The sequence below is a fragment of the Rosistilla oblonga genome, from assembly GCF_007751715.1.
Classification (GTDB): domain Bacteria; phylum Planctomycetota; class Planctomycetia; order Pirellulales; family Pirellulaceae; genus Rosistilla; species Rosistilla oblonga.
In genome coordinates this window covers 3,288,603-3,308,934 of record NZ_CP036292.1, presented here as the reverse complement: position 1 = coordinate 3,308,934, position 20,332 = coordinate 3,288,603, and the positions used below count along the sequence as shown (strand labels likewise).

Genomic DNA, 20,332 nt, shown 5'->3' with positions numbered 1-20,332 from the left:
CCTGCTTGTGCTCAGCCGCGTCCTCTTTTTTGGGCGATCATTTCATTCTTTTCGCCTGATCGCGGCGACTTGTAGTTCCGAATCTGGACGACGCCAGTAGTCTCGCTCACTTACGGGACTCTCTTTATCCCACGGATTCTCCGTCGGCGCCCGCTCCCCCCCTCTCTTCGCATCTCGCGTTCTCCCGTCGCCGGACAACTATTAGTGCTGTTCTGGGCAACCGCAACAGAGGCTTTAGCGCACAAGGGCTTACACTCCCCAGTCGTCGAATCCGAAAATATCGCCAAAACAGCTTGCCTACGGTTCCTACACTGATACAATGTTCACCATTGATGCCATTTTCTTTACTTAACACGATTGGGGTACAGATGTTGCGGACTAACCTTTCTCTGGTTCTGGTGTGTGTTTGTGCGATTTCCGCACATGCAAGCATCTCGACGAACTTCACCGGCGCTAGCGACGGCGACGCTAGCTTTACTGCGGTCTCGGGAATCAATCCGGGATTCCAAGCAACATTTGGCGCAGGGCCACTGGGCACATTTGCCGGTTCTCCTGGCGCTCTATTTGCGCCAGGCTTCACAGACAGTTCCCAATTCTACAACTCGACATCCAACCGAGCTTTCGGATTGCAACTGGCGGCACCAGGCAGCGCGTTCGCCTTTGTAAGCTTCGATAGCATACTTGCGAGTTCTGTCAGCTTTACCGGCTTTGTTTCCCAAGGCATGCCCGGGGAAACCTTCGAAACCGCCCAGACAGGAGCCGCCACGCTCGGCGTGCTAGCGTATGACAACCTCGGAAATCCTATCGCTGGATCGGCAGGCGGTCTTTCTGTCGATGGCTCCGGCGTGTCGACGTATAACTTTGCTTCAGCAAGTGGAATTCGCACGCTACGCCTGCAGCTTAACGGGGCCGCAGGAGCAAATCCCTTTGCGACCACCCTTACCTCCTTCTCGGCCACAGCAACTCCAGAACCCTCGAGCATGGCTTTGTTAGGTTTGGCCGGACTTTCTGGAGCTGCGGTTCGCCGCTATCGCCGGCGGCGGCCAGCGAGGGTCGCATAGTCTGTATAGGCGTCAATTTCAGAAGAGAACATCGCTTCGTGGGTGTTCTCTTTTTTTATGCGCCCCCAGATTTTTCATGGATCGCCCCCGCAGCAATTAGGCTGGCACGATACCAAGCAAAGCATAACATTCATCATCTAGCAGAGGTAAACGAGAACTCGATGTCCCCCACCTCTCCAAAGTATTGGCGAGGCATTGCGATTGCCGTCGCAATGCTGGTCTTCGCTTTTCCGATTTGGAACTTTTCAAGTTACCTTTGGAACCGCGAACACTATCGCTTTTTCCCGTTAATCGTCGCTGCGATCATCTACTTTTTCTGGGCATCAAGGCCGCTCGAGCTTTCCATGCCCCGTGGTTGGAATCGCGTCTTGTCGCTCGCTGTCGGCGGCGGCGCCGTAGCGGCTCTCCTGTTGTCGCCGATACTGGGCCCCGCGTGGTTATCCGGCGTCGCGATATTCCTGAGCCTACTGGCTGGCAGTTTTTGGGTACAAGGGAACAATCGCAACAGCCTTGTCGCTGCCGCGATGCTGTTCCTGCTTATCTTGCCGCCACCGCTTAGCCTCGATGTCCAACTGATCCAGCAACTGCAGCGGTTTGCCTCTGTCGCCTCATCCGAACTGTTGGATTTCATCGGCGTATCGCACTTGATGCGGGGCAATTTGACAGTCCTCCCCGAGCATACGTTTTTTGTCGAAGAGGCGTGCGCCGGCGTCCATTCGCTCTTCTCGCTCGCCGCCGCTACCGGCGTCCTGTGCGTCTTGACGCGTCGATCGCTGTTTGTGAGCGTCGGCCTGTTGGGGGTGAGCGTTTTTTGGGCTCTGGTTACCAACGTTGTCCGCATCGTGGCTGTAGTCTTCGCGTGGGATGCCTGGCAGATCGACCTTTTGACAGGATGGAAACACGAACTGCTGGGGCTGGTTGTCTTTGCCTTCGCTATCGGGATGTGTTGGTCGACAGCAAGTCTTGTCACCTTCTTTTTAAGTCCAGTAAAGGCCGATTTCATCGACCGTCAGTCGACTACAGTTTTCCATAAAATCTGGAACCGCTTTGCAGCGTCGGGGAACAAATCACAGATCAACAAACCACAACTTCAAGCAGCATCGGCCGGCAGTATCTCGCCGCTGGTTCGCTGGAGTGGACTCTGCGGAGGCATTGTATTGGCGATGTTCCTCGTTGGCGCCAATACCGCAGGATCCGCGATGCAATCGGCAAGGCTGGCGAATGGCCACGCCGTCGATCGACTGCACGAACTATTGGATGCCAATTTCTGGTCCCGCGCAGGAGAGGGAAAACTGGACAACGTCAACATTGACGGCTACACAGTCACCGAACGTGAATTCATGAGCGCGTGGGGGAAACATTCTCGCTCTTGGACCGCATCGGCGCCGCATTGGTCGGGGCGTCTGTCGATCGACTACCTGTGGCAGGTGCAACACGATCTGTCGGTTTGCTACCGAGGTATCGGATGGACAATGGAAGAGATCACACAGCGACCGGGACTCGACGACTCAAGCTGGCCCCTGACGATACTCTCGATGAAGCGCACCGGAGGGATCGAAGGCGTGGTCTTGTACTCCGCCCTTGATACCGATGGAGGCATCTTTCTTGGAAAAGAAAAACGCTCGTTATCCGGCGCTATCGACACCCGCCTTCGCCGCGGCGTCAACGATTGGCTGCACATAAACGACGGCGCCGTACAGGTGCAGCTGTTTGTCTCGAATGTCAGTGGAAAAGATACCGAGATGGTAGAGCAGCTTGTCGGTCACTTCACTGCGATGCGGAGCGTTTTGCGATCCGAACTCGAACCGAAAAAGAATCGAGCTCCCCTCGAAATGGCATCGTCGACAAAATCAGACACCAACGATGGAGGAAGCACACGATGATCGATATCTTCTCCTCGCTACGAGCCTTCACAAGCGATTGGTTTACAACACGCAACTACTTTTCCCTACTTGCCGGCGTGCCCGCTCTGCTTGGTATCGCCAGCGTCGGTTTGATAGTCGGAATGTCGTCTCCCAAGTCGGTTCAGATAAAACGATTCGATCAGTACCAACGGGCCGGCGTCGGGGCGATGCAAGTCGACGATCACGCCCGTGCCAAACTTTGGTTCGAACGGGCGTTGCAGATCCGCCCCGACGAACCGCGAGTTCAGTTGGCCCTGGCGGAAGCCACGCATCAGGACGGCGAGCACGAGGTGGCTATCAAAATCCTCCAAGACGTGATTGCCAACGCCGACCGTGGCACGGCGGTGGAAGCTGCTCTCCTAGCGGTCGAGATCCGCATGGAAGCATTGCCAAACGCCGAAAACGATGAGCAACGTAGAGCGATGTTAAACAGTAGCGAAGCGTTCGCCAGGATTGCTTTTGAAAAGGCTCCAGAGAGTCGCGATGCCGCCGGAGCGTTGGCCCAGATCCTAGCGCAAACCGGCCGCGTCGATGGGGCGATCGAAACATTGGAGCCCGTCGCAACGCAGCATCGCGATTTCTACGTCACGCTCGCTCACCTCGCCGCGGCCAATCAGGACCAAACCTCAGCCAAACGCTATGCCGAAAACGCAGTGCAGTTTTTGAAGTCGCAAATCGCGATCGACCCCGAAAATTTCAACGTCCGATCGGCGCTCGCCAACATGTTGCAGCAGGCCGGCGAGTTTACCGAAGCAACGCAACTGCTGAACGAAGGGATGCGGTTGGCAAACGACGACCAGAAGGAACTGTTGACGGAGGTCTATGTCAGAATCTCGCTGCGAGAGTTCGATCGATTGAGCGATGAAACCTATTCGCTGCAGATCCTGCGGAAGCAACTAGCCCTGTTGGATCAGATGCTGAAGTTCCGCGGCAACAATTTACAGGTAATGGCACGTCTGGCGCGAATCGTCGGGCCGTATGAGTTTCTGGACGACAAGTACGAGGTCCATTTGAAGCAAGCGCTTACCGAAACACCACACCCCGAAACCATTCACCTAGTCCTCGGGACCTATTACGCCAAGGCGGAGCAGTTCGACGAGGCGCTGTTTCATTTGGAAGCTGCCTATCGCAGCGACCTCAAATCCGCCACGCTCATGAACAACCTGGCATGGGTCATTGCAGCAATCCAGCCACAGGACGTCGATCGTGCGTTAACGCTTGTCGATGCGGCGATAAAAATGCGTCCGGGCGATCCCGATCTGATTTCAACGCATGCCGAGATCCTGTTTAAGCTGCAGCGTTGGGATGAATCGCGCAGTGATTTCGAATCGATCATCGGTCGAATCGAAAATCCAAAACGTGTCCATGAGCGACTCGCGGTAATCTATGACAAGCTGGGAAAAAGCGACATCGCGGAGTTGCACCGCAGTAAGTCTCAGTGAAGTGATCGTTTAGCCGCGGTGGCAACGCCCCTCGCGTTCGGCTGAAGCCTCCACTCCAGCGCGGCCCGATGGGCACGTGGTTAAACGAAGATGCGCGATCCTTTAGCCGCGGCGGCAACGCACTCGAGCTATCGGCTGAAGCCTCCACTCCAGCGCGCGGCCCGATGGGCACGCGGTTAAACGAAGGTGGGCAGGGCCGATGTGGCCGGCGATTAGAACTTGGGCATCGGGACTTCTAGGCCCCGTTGCAGTCGGCCTAGGTAGAGGTCGGGTGCGCCGAGTTGCTTGACCAGCTTTTGGCTGATCTCTTCGACGCTGCCATCGACATCGGTCAACGTCTTTCGCACTTCGGTCTGTTGCTTTGTCAGCCAGACCTGCAACTCTCCCACCTGCTCGCGATAGGCGTTGTCGGCTAGCCCCATCAGCTGCTGCTTGGTCGCTGCAGTCTGAGCTGCAACGCCGGTGCGAACCGCGTTGGAAAAGAGCCCCGAGAGGTTGCTGGCGACGTTGATCTTCATCGTATCCCAGCGACCGCCAAAACGTGCTTCCACATTCACTTCGCGGACGTTTTGCAACGAATCCGAGAGCGATGCAACCAACGCTTCGTTGTACTTGTTCGACGGGATCTCGGCGGAGACGTGCGTGTTTCGCATCTTCGAAATCAGCTTGCCGTCGACTTGATCGCCTTCGACCGACATCTGCACCCACAATTCCACCCCGCCCGGCTCCAACCGGATCGAAGTCTGCTTCGATTCGCCAACCGCCAGCGCGTTGATTGGCAACTGAGGCCAATGCAAGGTGACGTCGTCCCAACTGCGTTGCTCTTCGGTGTGTCGTTGGAAGTCGACGCGAACCAATTGCGGCCCATCCAGCTTCAACCGGCCGACCAGCGGTCCGTTAGCCAAATGCGGCTGGGTCGTGATGTTCTCCATCACCCCCTGCAAATCGTATTTCACACCATCGACTTGGATCTGCCCCGAAACCTCGGCCAGTTGAACCAGCCAGTTTGGCGGCATCTTGCCCAACATAAAGTTGATGTCCTTGCCGCGGATACGCTCCATGTCGGGACTGACAACGGTCCAATCGGCGACCGAACGGCTGCCATCGAGGAACGACCGCACGCGATCCAACTGGGTCGTGACGACTTGACGAAACATCTCCGGACTGAAATCCGCTTCCTGCCCATCGGCTAGCGGAATGTACTGAGCGACTCGATCGACGTCGGCTCGGCGAGCCGCTTCCATGCGAGCCAAATCCTCTTGGACTGCAAGCGGCAGATTGTCGATCGCCTTGCGAACCACCAACAGCTCCTGGCGGATCGATTCAGCCTGTGCCAACGCGCGCTGCAACTGAGGCAGATCGCGGAGCGGGTTATCGATTCCTTGGATGCCATCGCGGACCTCGCGGATCGCTCCCTCGAGCTGCTTGGCCCGACCTGTCAACGATTCGTATTCATTCTTCCAACGGGTGCGGATCTCTTCGGAAACCTGAACCGTCTGCAGATCGCGAGCAAATGCCGTGGCATGGTCCTTGGCATAATCTTGCAACAGTCCGGCCAACTTGCCCGAGAAGCTCTCGCCACTTGCAACCGGCGTTTCACGAGGTGCCAGGCGGCCGTCGGTTGTCCGGGCTTCGTTGATTTTCAGCCCAGTGATCCGCGCCTTCTCAACAACCCAGCGACGGCGAACAAGATCCGACGGTTGCAGCCGAAACTCGATAAGCTCGACTTGCACAGCGTCCTCCCGCTCCTTGCTCGGATCGGCGATCGCTAGTTGTTCAAAATAGATCCGCGGCGGCCACAGATCGAGATGCGTTTCAGCGATATCGACGCGGCCTCCGGTCGCTTTTTGCAAAGCTTGGATGGCTGTGTAGCGGACAGCAGGAGCGAGTGCCAACCGGATCAAAGCGATCACGACGACAACGATCACAACACGAGTTAATAGATAGCGCCAACGAATCATGCTGCCTTCTCCTGCTTCTTAACCTGGGGAGCTTCGCGACGAGGCGCGTCGCTTTTGCCGCCGGCCGCCGGTTTTGCACCGGCGGGCTGATCGCGGCGAACTCGAATCACATCGACTTGCGGCCGCGGATTGGGTCTGGGTGGTGCTACTGCCGAACGCGGAGCCGCTTGCGGCTGGGGACTCGATGTCGCAGCGGCGAGCGTCTGCGACGCTTCCGACTTAGCGGGACTGATCGGGCTCTCTGGCTTCTCCGGCGCGAAAGATCGGAAGACCGGCAGCGCGAGACTATAGGTCGGGAAGAGCGTCATCAAACCAAACAACAGACTGCCCATCACGACGGTATTGTTGAGGTCGGTCCAAGGCACCAACGGTTGCTGCCAGCTCCATGTGAAAAAGCCTTGCAGCGCGGGCTGCTCAAGCACCCAGCTGCCCAATTGATGAGTGAACGGGTCCAACAGAACCGCGGCGATGCTAACGACAACAGCGGTGACGGCGGCCATCGCATGGTTGACACGCAACACGAGAACCAAACAGACAAGCAGCATGGCGGTGAGATTCCCCTTCGGAACCACTCCCAACAGCACCCCCAAAGCCATCGCCCAAGCGAGCTGCTCGGGGTTATCGCGCCCGGCAAGCGCTTTGCGTACACCTTGGATCTGACGATACAGCCAAATAATCACAACGAAGGGCTCCCGCCAAGAGAATTAGAAAGTCAGCCTGCAACAACGCGAACCTTACGCAATGACTATCGACCGCTGAAATCCCTACATGCAGCAAAACCGGCAAAGTTTTACTTTGGAAGCTGTTCCGCGGCCCCAATCGACAACTCTCCATTCCTCTGAGGCAAGCGACTAGTTCCACCCAAATCCGCTAGCCCTCGCAATCTGCGTGATCCGAAGGATTGGGCCGGCGAAAGGACTCTGATCCGATTCCCTGATTCGCGAGGCTAAGGTCGCTGGTGGCGTGAGACGATAGAGAACTTGCCCGGGCCATCGGGCGGAATGACTCCGCCCCCGCAATCCGCTGGGCAAATGAACCATCCTAACTATGCCGGCATCAATGGAGTGACAACGCGACGATGATTGCGAATCCCATAGCTCAGATCGACATTTCCCGCCTCCGCACCCTGGTTCAAAACACGCTCAGCGAACTCGGCCAACTGGAACCAGGAGCTTTCCCGGTCACCCAGCGAGTGATCGCCAAAGGAGGTACGCCATGCGGCCTCTACTTCTGCCTGCACGGGCCTCGAAGCGTTAAACTGACAGCGGTTTGCGACATGAAAACCCGAGCGATCTACTTCTATGGGACCGATGGGCAGCGAACCAGCCAGCTGCCGATCAGCGCACTCAATGACGCCAGTCGCTCCGCTGTCACCGTCCAACGCGCCTGCTAGCCTGCCCCCCCACACACGTGGGATTTCGACGCGTTCGCCCGCCGGTGCAGCGAACGCGTCAACCGCGACGGGTGTCATTAAATGACGGGTGCCGGCCGGCGGAGATCGAAACCGTGGCAGAGCGAGCCCCTTCGCTCATACCCCAAATTACCAAACGGCCCAACGTCCGTGGGCCCCACAGCGGCGGTTTCAATCCCATTGACACCCCCGGCGATCGGGGCTAACCTCAGGCGACGCGGTGGGAATTCCGTCGCGTCCCAGAACCAAACCAAATCGCTGCAATGCAACCCCACTCCATCATTGACATCGCTGTCATTATTATTGCTCCGTCGACATGACGCCGAGCCGAGTGGGATTGTGTTTTAATGCAAACGTTAAAAACCCCTTAGGCTTCCGGCCTTTGGGGTTTTTTTGTTATCTACCACCTTCCATCCACCCTTTAATTCCATGCGATCGATCAAAACCTACGACACCACGCTGCGTGATGGCACGCAGGGCGAAGGCGTTAGCCTCTCGTTACAGGACAAACTGCTGATTGCCCAACGATTGGCGGAATTGGGCGTGGAGTTCATCGAAGGTGGCTACCCGCTGTCGAACGAAAAGGATGTGGCGTTTTTCGAGCAGGTTCGCAAGCTTAACCTTGGCGCGTCGAAGGTCTGCGCGTTTGGCATGACCCGTCGCCGCAGCCTCAAGGCAGCCGACGATCCCGGCATGATCGCGCTGGCAAAAGCGGAAACGCCAGTCTGCACCTTTGTCGGCAAGACATCCGACTTCCACGCGACGAAGGTTCTGAACGTCTCGCTGGAAGAAAACCTCGAGATGATCGGTGACAGCGCCGCGTTTTTGAAGAAGTGTGGCGACGTGATCTACGATGCAGAGCATTTCTTTGACGGTTGGAAGTCCAATCCGGCGTATGCTGCCAAGACGATCCAAGCCGCTGCGTCAGCCGGAGCCGGGTGGATCGTGTTGTGCGATACCAACGGCGGTACAATGCCCGAAGAGATCCGCGAAATCGTTACCGCCGCGATCGATGCAGTCAAGCAATACGATGTTCAAATCGGCATCCACTGCCACAACGATTGCGATCTCGCCGTCGCCAACACCTTGGTCGCCGTCGACGCCGGTGCGAATCAAGTGCAGGGAACGATCAACGGGATCGGCGAACGCTGCGGCAACGCCGACCTGATCTCCGTGATGGCCAACTTGCAAATCAAGCGAGGCTTCGAGGTTTTGGGTGGCGACCAGATGCAGCACCTGACCGAACTGAGCCGGTTCGTCTACGAAACCGCTAACATGCAGCTGCGGAACAACCAACCGTTTGTTGGCCAGAGCGCGTTTGCTCACAAAGGCGGGATGCACGTCCACGCGATCGCCAAAGCGACTAGCACCTACGAACACATCGATCCCGAATCGGTTGGAAACGAGCGACGGATCTTGGTCAGCGAGCTGAGCGGACGCAGCAACATCGCGGCGTTGACGAGCAAGCACAACATCGATGCCGATCGCGAACTGATGGACAAGATCCTGGCGGAAGTTGTCCGCTTGGAGAACCTTGGTTATCAATTCGAGACCGCCGACGGATCGTTTGATCTGCTGGTCAAACGGTGCGCCGACCAATACCGCCCCCACTTCCAACCGATTAAATACCGCTGTGTCGCCGGCGACCGCGACGCGACTTCGCACGTCGCGTTTGCCGAAGCGATCATCAAGCTGTCGGTCGGCGACGACGTTCGCTTCGAAGCTGCCGAAGGGCAGGGTCCGATCAATGCGATGGACACCGCACTGCGGAAAGCGTTGCAGGTCGATTACCCGATGCTCGATGAAATGCATCTGGTCGACTACAAAGTTCGCGTCGTCAACTGCGACGAAGGAACCGCCGCCCACATCCGCGTGAATATCGAAAGCACCGACGGCAAGAACCGTTGGGGCACAATCGGCGTCAGCGAGAACCTGATCGAAGCCAGCTGGTATGCTCTTGTCGATGCCGTCGAATACAAACTGCACTTGGCAGACAACGCAGCCAAATAGCTGCAACGGACGCCCAAGATTGCTTCCGATCGTTTGATCATTCGTATTTTTCCCCACGTCACTCTATCCCACTCCAGACAAATGACGCACGAGCTGCCAAACCGTTTTGACCACACCGAAGCTTGTCAGCCGATTTACGACGCGTGGCAACAAGCCGGTTGCTTCGACGCCGATCCCGATCCAAACAAGAAACCGTTTGCGATCGTGATTCCGCCGCCAAACGTGACCGGTGCGTTGCACTTGGGGCACGGTCTGAACAACACGTTGCAAGACGTGCTGGTTCGGATGCGGCGGATGCAAGGCTATGCGGCGCTCTGGATGCCGGGGACCGACCACGCCGGGATCGCCACGCAAGCGGTCGTCGAACGTCGCCTGAAGGAGCTGGAGAACAAGACCCGCCACGATCTGGGGCGGGAGGAACTTGTCGCGCGGATCTGGAAGTGGAAGGACCAATACGAGACGCGGATCCTGGGACAACTGAAACGCATGGGCTGTAGTTGCGACTGGCGGCGGACTCGCTTCACGCTGGACGATACTTGCGCCGCGGCTGTCCGAGCCACGTTTTTTGACCTGTTTGGCAAACAGTTGATCTACCGCGGCAAAAAGCTAGTCAACTGGGACACCTTCCTGCAGACAGCCGTCAGCGACGACGAGGTCTTTCACGAAACCAAGCAGGGACATTTCTGGCACTACCAATACCCGGTGATCGATCCGCAGCCGGGCGAACCGACTAGCGTAACGATCGCCACCACGCGTCCCGAGACGATGTTGGGCGACACCGCCGTCGCGGTCCATCCCGATCCAGCGCACCAACTGGATAAGATCGAAGCCGAACTGCAGGAGAAGCTGGCGGCGGCGAGCGACAAGGAACGCCCCGACGTCGAAGCGCAGATCAAAGCGTTGGCTGAGCGCCGGAAAACTCATCTGCCACTGTTGATCCAACTGCGCGACATGGCGGCCGCCGGACGCAAGCTGCGTTTGCCGCTGTTGGGCCGCGAGATCCCGCTGGTCGCCGACCAATGGGCCAAGCCGGAACTGGGCAGCGGTTGCGTAAAGATCACTCCCGCCCACGACCCGAACGATTACGAAGTTGGACAGCGGCAGGATCTGCCGATGATCAACATCTTGAATTCCGACGGCACGATGAATGCCGAAGCGGGTCCCTACGAAGGACTCACGATCAAACAAGCCCGCAACAAAATCGTCGCCGATTTGGAAGAGGCGGGGCTGATGGTCAAGATCGAGGACCGCGAGATCGAACTGGGGTTGAGCGATCGCAGCAAGACAGCGATCGAACCCTATCTGGCCGACCAATGGTTCGTGAAGATGGACACGCTGGCTCAATCGGCGATGGACGCCGTCTCCGACGAGCGCGTGCAAATCTTCCCGCCTCGCTATCGCAAGGGTTATCTCGACTGGTTGGGCGAAAAACGCGACTGGCCCGTCAGCCGACAACTTTGGTGGGGACATCGAATTCCGATCTGGTCGCTGGCCTGCGGATCGGCGGATGAAGCCGCTGCGATCTCCGAAAAACTTGCCTCGATCGCCGCCGCCAGCGATGGCAAGTTGGTCCACCAAACCGCCGAAGATCACTCGGTCCACGTCTGCATCGAAGCCGAAGACGCTGAGATCGAACAACAGGTCGAATCGCTGGGACTGGTTCAAGATCCCGACGTTTTGGATACGTGGTTCAGCAGTGCCCTGTGGCCGCATTCGACCCTCGGCTGGCCCGAACAAACCGATGAGCTGAAGTACTTCTATCCGACCAGCACGCTGATCACCAGTCGCGACATCATCACGCTGTGGGTTGCCCGAATGGTGCTGATGGGACTCAACAACATCGGCGAAATTCCGTTCCGCGAAGTTTTCATCCATCCAAAAATCATGGATGGCAACGGCGAAACGATGTCGAAGTCGAAGGGGAACGGCGTCGACCCCAACGACGTGATCGACAAGTTCGGCCCCGATTCGCTCCGCTTTGGCCTCGCCTGGATCGCCGCCGAAACGCAAGACGTTCGGATGCCGGTGCAGTTCGAGTGCCCGCACTGCGAGAAGCTGAACGACCAGACGAAGAAGAATCGCCAGCTGCCGCGGATCGCTTGCAAGCATTGCAAAAAGGAGTTCTCGACGCAGTGGGCCGAAGCCGAAGCGGACATCGCCCTGCCCAAGGCGGCTGTCGTCAGCGAGCGGTTCGAACAGGCGCGGAACTTCACAAACAAGCTGTGGAATGCAGCTCGGTTTGCGATGCTGAACCTGGAAGATACCCCGACGACTCCGCTGGATGTGCAAACGCTGGAGACCGAGGACCGTTGGATTCTCAGTCGTCTGGCGACCGTCACCGCCCAAGTCACCGAAGCGCTCGAACACTACCGCTACGCCGATGCGGCACGAGCCTTGTATGACTTCGCATGGGACGAGTTCTGCAGCTTCTACGTCGAGATGGCCAAGCCGCGGTTGAACGATCCGGCGCAAGCGGGACCGACCAAACAAGTCCTTGCTCACACGTTGGACACGTTGCTGCGACTGCTGCATCCGATCATGCCGTTTGTCACCGAATCGATCTGGCAACACTTGGGGCAGATCGCCCCAACGCGTGGCCTCGCCGATCCGCAACCGGCGGCGAAGTGGTTGATGCAAGCCGAGTGGCCCGTCGCCGATGAATCGCAGATCGACACCGTGATCGAAGAGCGATTTGCCACGTTCCAAGCGGCCTTGGGAGCGATCCGCGAGATCCGCAGCCGGCAGGGAATCACGCGTGACACCGTTCCGTTTGCAATCCGTTGCACGCCATCGACGGCTGAATTGTTGCAACCGATGACAACGTATTTCACTGCCCTTGCGCACGCCGACGCGACAGCGTTTGGTCCCGACGTAACGGCGCCGCAGACCTCGGCACACGTCGCTTTGCCGCAGATCGATATCGACGTCTTCGTCGACTTGGAAAAGTTCATCGACGTCGATGCCGAACTCGAACGCAACGGCAAGCTGTTGGAGAATCTGATCAAACAGATCTCGGGCAAGCAGAACAAGCTGGCCAACGAGAGCTTCGTCGATCGCGCTCCGGCGGAGGTGGTCCAGAAGGAACGCCAAAGCCTTGGCGAACTGAAGCAGCAGCGGACGGCTGTCGAACAGGCGATCAAAGATCTGCAATCCCGCAAGGCTTAAACGCCAGCGCGCTGGTGCAGCGTCAGCACAAAAGATTAAGCGTAGTGGACGAGGTCACGAGTCCCCATAATCTCGGGCGCGAAGGGACTCGTAACCTCCTGTCGATTACCCACAAGTCATTGGTCTGGTCCGAAGGCTTGCCAGCAGAGGGCGAAGTCGAGCATTCGCCGCGTGCCTCGCCAGATTACTTCGGCTCCCGGCGGACCGTCGCCTTGGCGGTGATTGTAGCCGCCAAGGGTCGCAAGGACCGGGATGAATTGTGACAGCTCAGGAGCTTGCTTTGGGGGAGCCGTCTTTTCCACCACTTTCCAGACCGACTTCCATTCCGCTTCGCTGAAGACGACATCACAGGGAAGCTCTGGACACTCGCGGCCTAAGAAGGTCACAAACATGATCCGCCATGCGATCACTTTGTAAAACATCAACGCGCGGATCAGTCGGTCTCTCGCTTCGAGTTGAATCTCTTCGACCCGGCAGCCAGTTTTGAAAACTCGAAAGAATACTTCGATTGGCCAACGAGCCACATACAAATCCACAATCCGCAGCGTCTGGGCAATCGTGTCGACCGGCAGAGAACTCAGTAACAGCCAGTCGACTTCGGTTCCGTCGCCTGGGCCATCGATCTCGCGCACCCAAACGACACTGATCTCGACCGGCGGCATCGAAGACTGCTTGTTGTGTGGCGCACGAAGAGTCATCCGCTTCGCTCGAATTTCTAACTTCGCAGTGCGTGCTTCACGGCCGGGGTGTTGTTTGTTTCCTGATCCTTTGGTTCGCTTGGGCGTTTGGGGAAGCTGGACTTCGCGGTAAGCGACCGGCTGGGCGGATGCGATTTCGGCACGCATTTTCTTATAAGCCGCAGGCCCGCCATCGGGGTCTTTCTCCGGCAACGAGCGTTTTCGCTGCGAGCGAATGACGAACTGAGCCGGTGTTTCATGCTGATCGGCTTCGACGAAAATGTCGTAGATGTCTCCTTCGCGATCGGCCAGCGAAACGATCTGAGTTTCAGGACATTTTCCGGCGATCTCGCAGGCCTTGCGATAACCATCGAGCCATCGTTGCCCTTCGCCGGTGTGTAGGGGTTGGCCTTCTCGCTTCTTGCTGGTGCCGAGCGCTTCTTTGTCGCGATCGTAGAACTTAACACCGACCACCCCGAGACAAAGTTTCTCCGGCGTGAAGGCGATGTGGGAATGATCGTAAAGTCCACGGCGGCCTAAGCGATCGAGATTGCGGACGCCTTCGGGCGGATGCGCGGTGTAGTCCAGTTCGGTGGTATCTTGTGCGATGCAAACGGTGTCTTGGGCTTTGATTCGTTGGAGTGTCTTTTCAGCGTGAGCCCCGAGAATGGCTTCTGGATCGACGTTGGGGTTATCGAATAGACGGTAGGCGGCTTTGGTTTCGTCCCAGCCACTGCAAGCTTCGTTGATACTGGCCGAAGGGTTGGCCGCCAGCGAGGCGAGCAACGCTTCGGCTCGATCGTTGAGACGTTTGTCTCCAAGTTGAATATCTTGAAATTCGTATGCGATACTGGTCGGTTGCATGCTTTCACCTTAAGATTTCATTGTGCAAAATGAAATACTACAAGCGCAAATACCGTGCCAAAACGAGCTGTTTTTGCGGCGACTTGTGGGTAATCAACAGCTCGTAACCTCGTCCACTACCATCAGGCCTGAAATCAAAGGTTGACAAGCCACTAGGCTTGTCAAAAGCCGCTGCGAATCAGGACAAACAACCCCGCCGCGATCAGGTCGGCGGTGGTTCCTGGATTGCGGCGGTTTCCGTCGCCGCACAGCCAATCGTTGAGCGAGCCCCATTCAGGCGAACGGACATCAAAAGCGCCAGCGTCATACACAATGCGGGCTCGCTGCTTTGCCTCTTCCGCGATCGCGGCGCCACACTTCCGCTGGATCAGCGTATCGATGTGATCCGCCAGCAGAGCGACCTGCGCCCGCGAGATGCCTCGCAAAAGATCCCCTTCGTCGACGATCGCTCGCTGCAGACAAGGGGCCACGGTTTCGAAGACAAATGCGAAACCGGTGCTGTATTGTTCGGCGATCTTGTCGCGGTCGCGTCCCATCCGCATCGCTTCCAACAGATCGACATCGGCCTGTGGCGCGTTGACATCATGTGATTCGGCGTCCCCCAGTCCTCCCGCCGCTGCCTCGCGGATCGCTTGAAAAACAAGTCGCCCGTCGTCGGGCGTCAAATTGTTCAACAGCAGCGTCAATTGCTGACGCAATGCGGCGATGTCGCAATGTCGCCCGCCGGCAGCGGCCGCTTTGGCCAACGGCGCTAGCAGCAAGACGATCCCAAGATTGGCGTTGGAACGCGTCGCAGCGCGGCTCCGCTGAACCGATTCCAACGCCAACTGGCCGGTGCTGAAATCGTCGGCGCGATCCATTACACAACTGCAGACAGCCGCAGCAGCTAAAAAATCGGCGACGCCCAGATCGTGAAACTCCTGCCCCGGAAAGACGTTGCCAGCTTTGACAGCTGTCGCCTCGAGGGTACAGGCGAGCCCAACCGCCGCGCCGACCGAAAGGTTCGCGGCCGCCTGCCAATCGAACGGCGTTTGACGGATTGGACTCGAAATGGGTAACTCCTTGGAGCTCACGAAAGGAAACGGTTCTGAGCTTAGAAGGTCGTTGCCAATTGCTGAGCTTTCTCGACCGCTGCGGCTTCGATTTTGACGAGGTCGTCCGCAGCAGCCATCGTCGGCTCGACCACCACCGATTGGATCTCGGTGAAACCGATGAAGCCGAGCAGCATCTGCATGTACGAGGTTTGAAAATCCATCCCTTTGGCCTGATCACTGCCGTAAGCACCGCCGCGGGCGTAGACGACGGTGACCGGTTTACCGGTGACCAAGCCGCTGTAGCCGGTGTCGGGAGAAAAGCTGAACGTCTGGCCCGGTTGAGCGATCACGTCGATGTAATGCTTCAGCTTGTAAGGGATCCCAAAATTCCACATAGGCAGACTGAACAGATACTTATCGGCCGACTTAAATTCCTCGATCACATCGACGACGCTCTTCCACGCCGCGGCTTGGTCGGCGTCGTGCGCGGGACCATTCATCACCTGGTACCTCGCATCGATCGTGTACCCATCAAATTCGGGAAGCGTCTTTTGCCAAAGATCGATCGTCACCACCTCGTCCTCGGGATGCGACGCTTGGTACTGGTCGACAAACGCTTTGGCGACCTTGATCGATTTGGAACGCGATTTCCGCGGCGACGATTCGATATACAGCAGTTTGGACACGACGGGATTTCCCTAAAAAACGAGAGGCGGCAAAGCGACAACGCAAAAAGTTATATCCGATCCGATTCGCCGCGGCTTCCAGTAGCGTAACTCAACGGAAAAGAAATTCGCAGCGTCGCAGCGGGGACGTTCGATTCGCGCTTGGGGCGTGTATCGTTAGTCGATCGATAGCGTTCCCACACAGCCAATCGCAGCACCAAAATGAAAACGGGAAACAGGGGGCGCCGCGGCGGCGTCCCGTCGTCAGGCACTGCGAACTTTGATAACATAACGCCCACAGAATTGGTTGCTCGCGTACCGTTAGGGTACCGCCGAGGCCAAGTTCAATCGATAATTCAATTCGCCAGGCTCGAGCCTGGTCCAACCGATCGCTTTGGCTGAAGGCCAAGCCCAATCAATCAGCACCGGAGGCTTCCACGCCCATGTCTGTCGACCAATACAGCGTTTGCCCATGTGGCAGTGGCAAGAAGATTAAGTTTTGCAAATGCAAAGACTCGATCCACGAGATGGAACGTGTACTGAAGATGATGAGCGGAGGCCAGATGGTCGCCGCCCTCGATCGTCTGAACCAAGTACTCGAAGAACATCCCGATGCGGCTTGGTGTTTGGCGATCCGCGGTCGTCTGCTGTTGGAACTCAAGGAGGACCAAGCGTTGGCGGAAAATGCAGAGCGTTTCATTCGCTTGCAGCCAAGCAATCCGCTGGCCCTGACACAACAAGCCGCTTACCGGGGCGTGTGTGGCGAAACCCAATCGGCAGCTGAATCGTTGCTACAAGCATTGGCCGAATCCTCCCACGGCGTCGACACCTTTGTCCTCGATGTCGCTTCGGTGTTGTCGCTGTCGTTTGCACAAGCTGGCAACCTGTTGTCTTCGCGCTGCTTCGCCGGCCTGGCGCTGACCGCTCAAGGCTACGAAAACGAACGCCTGGCATCGATGGCTGTCGAGCAGGTCAATCGTTCGCGCGAAATCAGCAACATGTTGAAAGATGTTCCTACCCTGGACGTCAAACCGAAGACGCCAGCGGTTCGCGAACGCTACGACGAAGCTTCGGTGCTGTTGCGAGCAAACCAGATTCTGCTGGCCGAATCAAAATTCGAATCGTTAGCCCGCAGCAATCCGCAAGAAGAAGCCGTCTTGCGCGGCCTGTTGGTCTGTGCGATTTGGCGTGGCGATGCCAAGCGTCAATCGCAGATCTTGAAGAAGTTGAGCGAGGTCGACACGATCGACGCCGACCGCCGCGCTCGCGACCTGGCACTTTCGGTGCTGTTGGCTCCCGACCAACCCGAAATCTGCACTCCCTGCTCGAATTACACCTGGGAAATCGAAGACCTCGCGATGCTGGAACAGGAGCTGATCGCCAGCAGCCGCGTCGTGCAACTGCCCCCCGATGTGATTCGCATGGCGGGCAACACCGACGAAAACGAAGTCCCACCGCGTTCGGGCTTCCAGCTGTTGGATCGCGAACTGACCGAAACCGACAAACTGCCCGCTGCCGATGTCGCCCCCTTGGTCTTGACCAACGCGTTGCTGTTCGGCAAACAAACCGATCGCCCCGCACGGTTGGAACTGTTGAGCGTTTGCAGCAGCGAGCTGGACGAAGCGATGAAGTTCTTCACCGCCTTCAGCGCTGTCTCGGGCGAACCGAAAGTCAACGAAGACACGATTCCGTTGATGAGCGCCGCGAGCGTGAACATGCCGATCATGCGTGTCGCGGGAACGCAAGCCGAAGCTCGCAAGCTGCAAGCTGCCGTCACTAACCGTGAATTTGTCAACCGCGTTTTGGCTACGCCACTGCCGCTGTTCGACGGAAAGACGCCGGGCGAAACGCTCGAAGACGAAGCGTTCAGCTTGCAACGCACCGCATTGGTTCGCGTGATCGAATCGTACGACGTGATGTACGACGATCCCGCCGTTCTCGACCAATTGCGGACCGCACTGAAGGTCGACGCACTGAAGCCGATCGACATCAGCGACGACGAACAAGTCTATTCGCTGCCAGTCGACGCGTTGTACCGCGTGAACGTCGAATCGGCGACGCACCAACAACTCTACATCCTGTTGGATCGTGCCCGCAACTTCCGCTGCACTCCTGTCCAACGCGCTACCGCACAGCGATTGCTGTCGATCGATTTGGGCGAAGACGAAGTCCGCATCAAACCTCACGCTTACATCTCGTTGATCGACGTGACCAGCGACGAAGAGAAGGCGATGGAGTTGTTGGCCGAAGCGAAAACGTGGGCCAAGGCGAACGGCGTCTCTCACGCACCGATGCTGTTAAACGAATGCGTTCGCCGCGTCCAATCGGGAGACAGCGAAGGCTTCCAATCGGTCGTGCAAGAGATCATCGCCGACTTCAGCAACGATGCTGCCGTGATGGGGCAATTGCAACAGATGTTGGTCGAACTGGGCCTGATCAATCCCGATGGATCGCCGCGACAGGGTCCGCCTCAAGGAGGAGCCCCGATGGGCGTCGGCAGCGAACCGCCAGCGCCACCAGCGGGCGGCGGCGGAGGTCTGTGGACTCCCGATAGCCCGACGCCTCCGCAAACTCCCGGCGAAGGGAGCAAGCTGTGGGTTCCCGGCAGCTGATAATCGACCTGCGAAATGACTCTGAAGCGATCGAAGTGGCGATCAGTCGTCCATCAGTTCCAGCTGGATCTGAATGATCTCTTCGGAGCAGCTGAAAAACGCATCGACCAACTGCGGGTCGAACTGCGTACCGCGGCCTTCGCGAATGATGTCGAAGCACTTCTGTCGAGGAAACGGTTCTTTGTAGGGCCGTTTGCTCGAGAGCGCATCGTAGACATCGGCGATCGAAACGATTCGGGCTTCGATCGGAATATCGTTGCCCGCCAGTCCCAACGGATATCCTTTGCCGTCCCAACGCTCGTGATGACATTGAGCGATCTTGGCGGCCAGTTTCAGCAGTGGCGAACAGGGATCTTTGAGGATTTGGTTGCCGAGCGTGGCGTGCGTTCTCAGCACTTCCAGATCCTTGCCCGAGATCGGCGCGATAATCTTGCGGCCAAACGAGCAGTGATTTTTCATCAGTTCGTATTCGTCCGGCTCCAGCGCTCCCGGTTTTAAGAGGATCGCGTCGGGGATACCGATCTTGCCAACATCGTGCAGCTGAGCCGCAAGTTCCAGCATCGGAATCCGCTTGCTTAGATAGCCCAGCTTTCGCGCGATCACGCCAGCGTAACGACCCACGCGAATCACATGGTTCGCCGTGTCGTTGTCGCGATGCTCCGCCGCGCGAGCCAGACTGAGGATCAATTGTTGTTGCGATGCCAACAGCGCCGCGGTTCGCGCCTTGACCTGTTGTTCCAGCCAAGTCGCCTGACGCGACAGTTGATCGTGGTGAGCTTTAAGGACCAGCGCGTTGCGAACGCGTGGCACGAGGTCGTGCGGATCGATCGGCTTTTGCAAGAAATCGTTTGCGCCGAGATCGAGTGCTCGTTGTTTGGTGACAGGGTCTTGGTCGGCGGTTAGGACGAGGACCGGAAGATGCTGCAGGACCGGATCGGCCCCCATCACGCGAAGAATATCCAAGCCGCTGATCTCGGGCATTTGGATATCCAACAGCAGCACATCGGGATTTGCATCGTGGATCAGCTTCAACGCGTCGTGCGGATTGCTGGTCGTGACAAAATCGCGGTAACCAACCTTCTTTAGATAGCCTTGGACCGTGAGGATGTTGACCTCCACATCATCGACGATCATGATCCGCGGCGAACGGGTTTGACCGTTCGCGTTGGGAGGACCTGCCGGACGCTGTCCACTGTCGGGACGAGGCGCTGCCGATTCGGTCGGTCGCTGAGGAGGAAGAGTTGCCGTGCTCATGAATGTCAAACTAAACGGAGAGACATGATTTATCGTTGCCTGAATGAATTGTTGGTTACGAATATTGAATGTTCGCCGAATCTTGTCCTTTCACGCCGAGACAACCTCCGCAAACTGAAGGTTTGCAACAGTCTTAGCGGTTGCGGTTGTTCTGCCGAATATGATTGGCGGCATCGCGGACACCGGAGCGCTGCCGATCCGCCCACTCCCGCACTGCGCAAACTCGTTCAACCGCCGCGCGTTGGAGTAAAGGCTTTAGCCGACCTCGCGAG

At 57.6% G+C, this 20,332-nt stretch carries 13 protein-coding genes; 7 read left to right on the top strand and 6 right to left on the bottom strand.

From position 1 onward, the window contains the following. Positions 1-332: 332 nt before the first annotated feature. From CA51_RS11740 to CA51_RS11730, 3 genes are all read left to right on the top strand, one after another. Positions 333-1,061: a PEP-CTERM sorting domain-containing protein gene (locus CA51_RS11740; RefSeq protein WP_145120765.1), complete on the top strand. Its 729-nt coding sequence runs from the start codon at positions 333-335 to the stop codon at positions 1,059-1,061. Positions 1,062-1,222: 161 nt separating this feature from the next. Further along, the gene (gene xrtU / locus CA51_RS11735) at positions 1,223-2,944 is read left to right on the top strand and encodes an exosortase U (RefSeq protein WP_145120763.1); all 1,722 of its coding nucleotides are present in this window, start codon (positions 1,223-1,225) and stop codon (positions 2,942-2,944) included. Next, positions 2,941-4,407 carry a tetratricopeptide repeat protein gene (locus tag CA51_RS11730; RefSeq protein ID WP_145120761.1) on the top strand — a complete coding sequence of 489 codons (1,467 nt, stop codon included), beginning with the start codon at positions 2,941-2,943 and terminating at the stop codon, positions 4,405-4,407. Before xrtU ends, CA51_RS11730 begins: the two co-directional genes overlap by 4 nt. Before the next feature lie 212 nt (positions 4,408-4,619). Here the strand turns inward: CA51_RS11730 and CA51_RS11725 are convergent, their stop codons facing one another. Continuing rightward, positions 4,620-6,368, bottom strand: a complete 1,749-nt coding sequence (locus CA51_RS11725) for a TIGR03545 family protein (protein ID WP_145120759.1) — start codon at positions 6,366-6,368, stop codon at positions 4,620-4,622. Next, positions 6,365-7,048, bottom strand: coding sequence for a TIGR03546 family protein (locus CA51_RS11720; protein WP_145120757.1), 684 nt, complete (start codon positions 7,046-7,048; stop codon positions 6,365-6,367). The genes CA51_RS11725 and CA51_RS11720 overlap by 4 nt, the downstream gene beginning before the upstream one ends. A 398-nt stretch (positions 7,049-7,446) precedes the next feature. Here CA51_RS11720 and CA51_RS11715 point away from each other — a divergent pair, with 398 nt between their 5' ends. The 3 genes from CA51_RS11715 (at position 7,447) to CA51_RS11705 (ending at position 12,954) form a co-directional block, all read left to right on the top strand. Continuing rightward, positions 7,447-7,761, top strand: a complete 315-nt coding sequence (locus CA51_RS11715; protein ID WP_145120755.1) for a hypothetical protein — start codon at positions 7,447-7,449, stop codon at positions 7,759-7,761. A gap of 447 nt (positions 7,762-8,208) precedes the next feature. Continuing rightward, positions 8,209-9,789, top strand: coding sequence for a citramalate synthase (cimA, locus tag CA51_RS11710; RefSeq protein ID WP_145120753.1), 1,581 nt, complete (start codon positions 8,209-8,211; stop codon positions 9,787-9,789). 81 nt (positions 9,790-9,870) lie between these two features. Next, on the top strand, positions 9,871-12,954 hold the full coding sequence (locus CA51_RS11705) for a valine--tRNA ligase (protein ID WP_145120751.1): 3,084 nt from the start codon (positions 9,871-9,873) through the stop codon (positions 12,952-12,954). Positions 12,955-13,070: 116 nt separating this feature from the next. On the opposite strand, the gene CA51_RS11700 is transcribed toward CA51_RS11705, so the two are convergent. The 3 genes from CA51_RS11700 to CA51_RS11690 form a co-directional block, all read right to left on the bottom strand. Continuing rightward, positions 13,071-14,495, bottom strand: a complete 1,425-nt coding sequence (locus tag CA51_RS11700; protein ID WP_145120749.1) for an IS4 family transposase — start codon at positions 14,493-14,495, stop codon at positions 13,071-13,073. 161 nt (positions 14,496-14,656) lie between these two features. After that, positions 14,657-15,568 carry a triphosphoribosyl-dephospho-CoA synthase gene (locus CA51_RS11695; RefSeq protein ID WP_197451766.1) on the bottom strand — a complete coding sequence of 304 codons (912 nt, stop codon included), beginning with the start codon at positions 15,566-15,568 and terminating at the stop codon, positions 14,657-14,659. 20 nt (positions 15,569-15,588) lie between these two features. Continuing rightward, positions 15,589-16,215 (bottom strand): FMN-dependent NADH-azoreductase, encoded by a 627-nt coding sequence (locus tag CA51_RS11690; RefSeq protein ID WP_145120745.1) that lies wholly within the window; start codon positions 16,213-16,215, stop codon positions 15,589-15,591. Between the two features lie 422 nt (positions 16,216-16,637). Between CA51_RS11690 and CA51_RS11685 the strand changes: the two genes are divergently transcribed. After that, a complete protein-coding gene (locus tag CA51_RS11685) occupies positions 16,638-18,806 on the top strand; it encodes a tetratricopeptide repeat protein (RefSeq protein ID WP_145120743.1) in 2,169 nt (722 codons plus the stop codon). Between the two features lie 42 nt (positions 18,807-18,848). On the opposite strand, the gene CA51_RS11680 is transcribed toward CA51_RS11685, so the two are convergent. After that, complete coding sequence (locus CA51_RS11680; RefSeq protein WP_145120741.1) at positions 18,849-20,060, bottom strand: HD domain-containing phosphohydrolase; 1,212 nt, start codon at positions 20,058-20,060, stop codon at positions 18,849-18,851. Positions 20,061-20,332 lie beyond the last annotated feature (272 nt).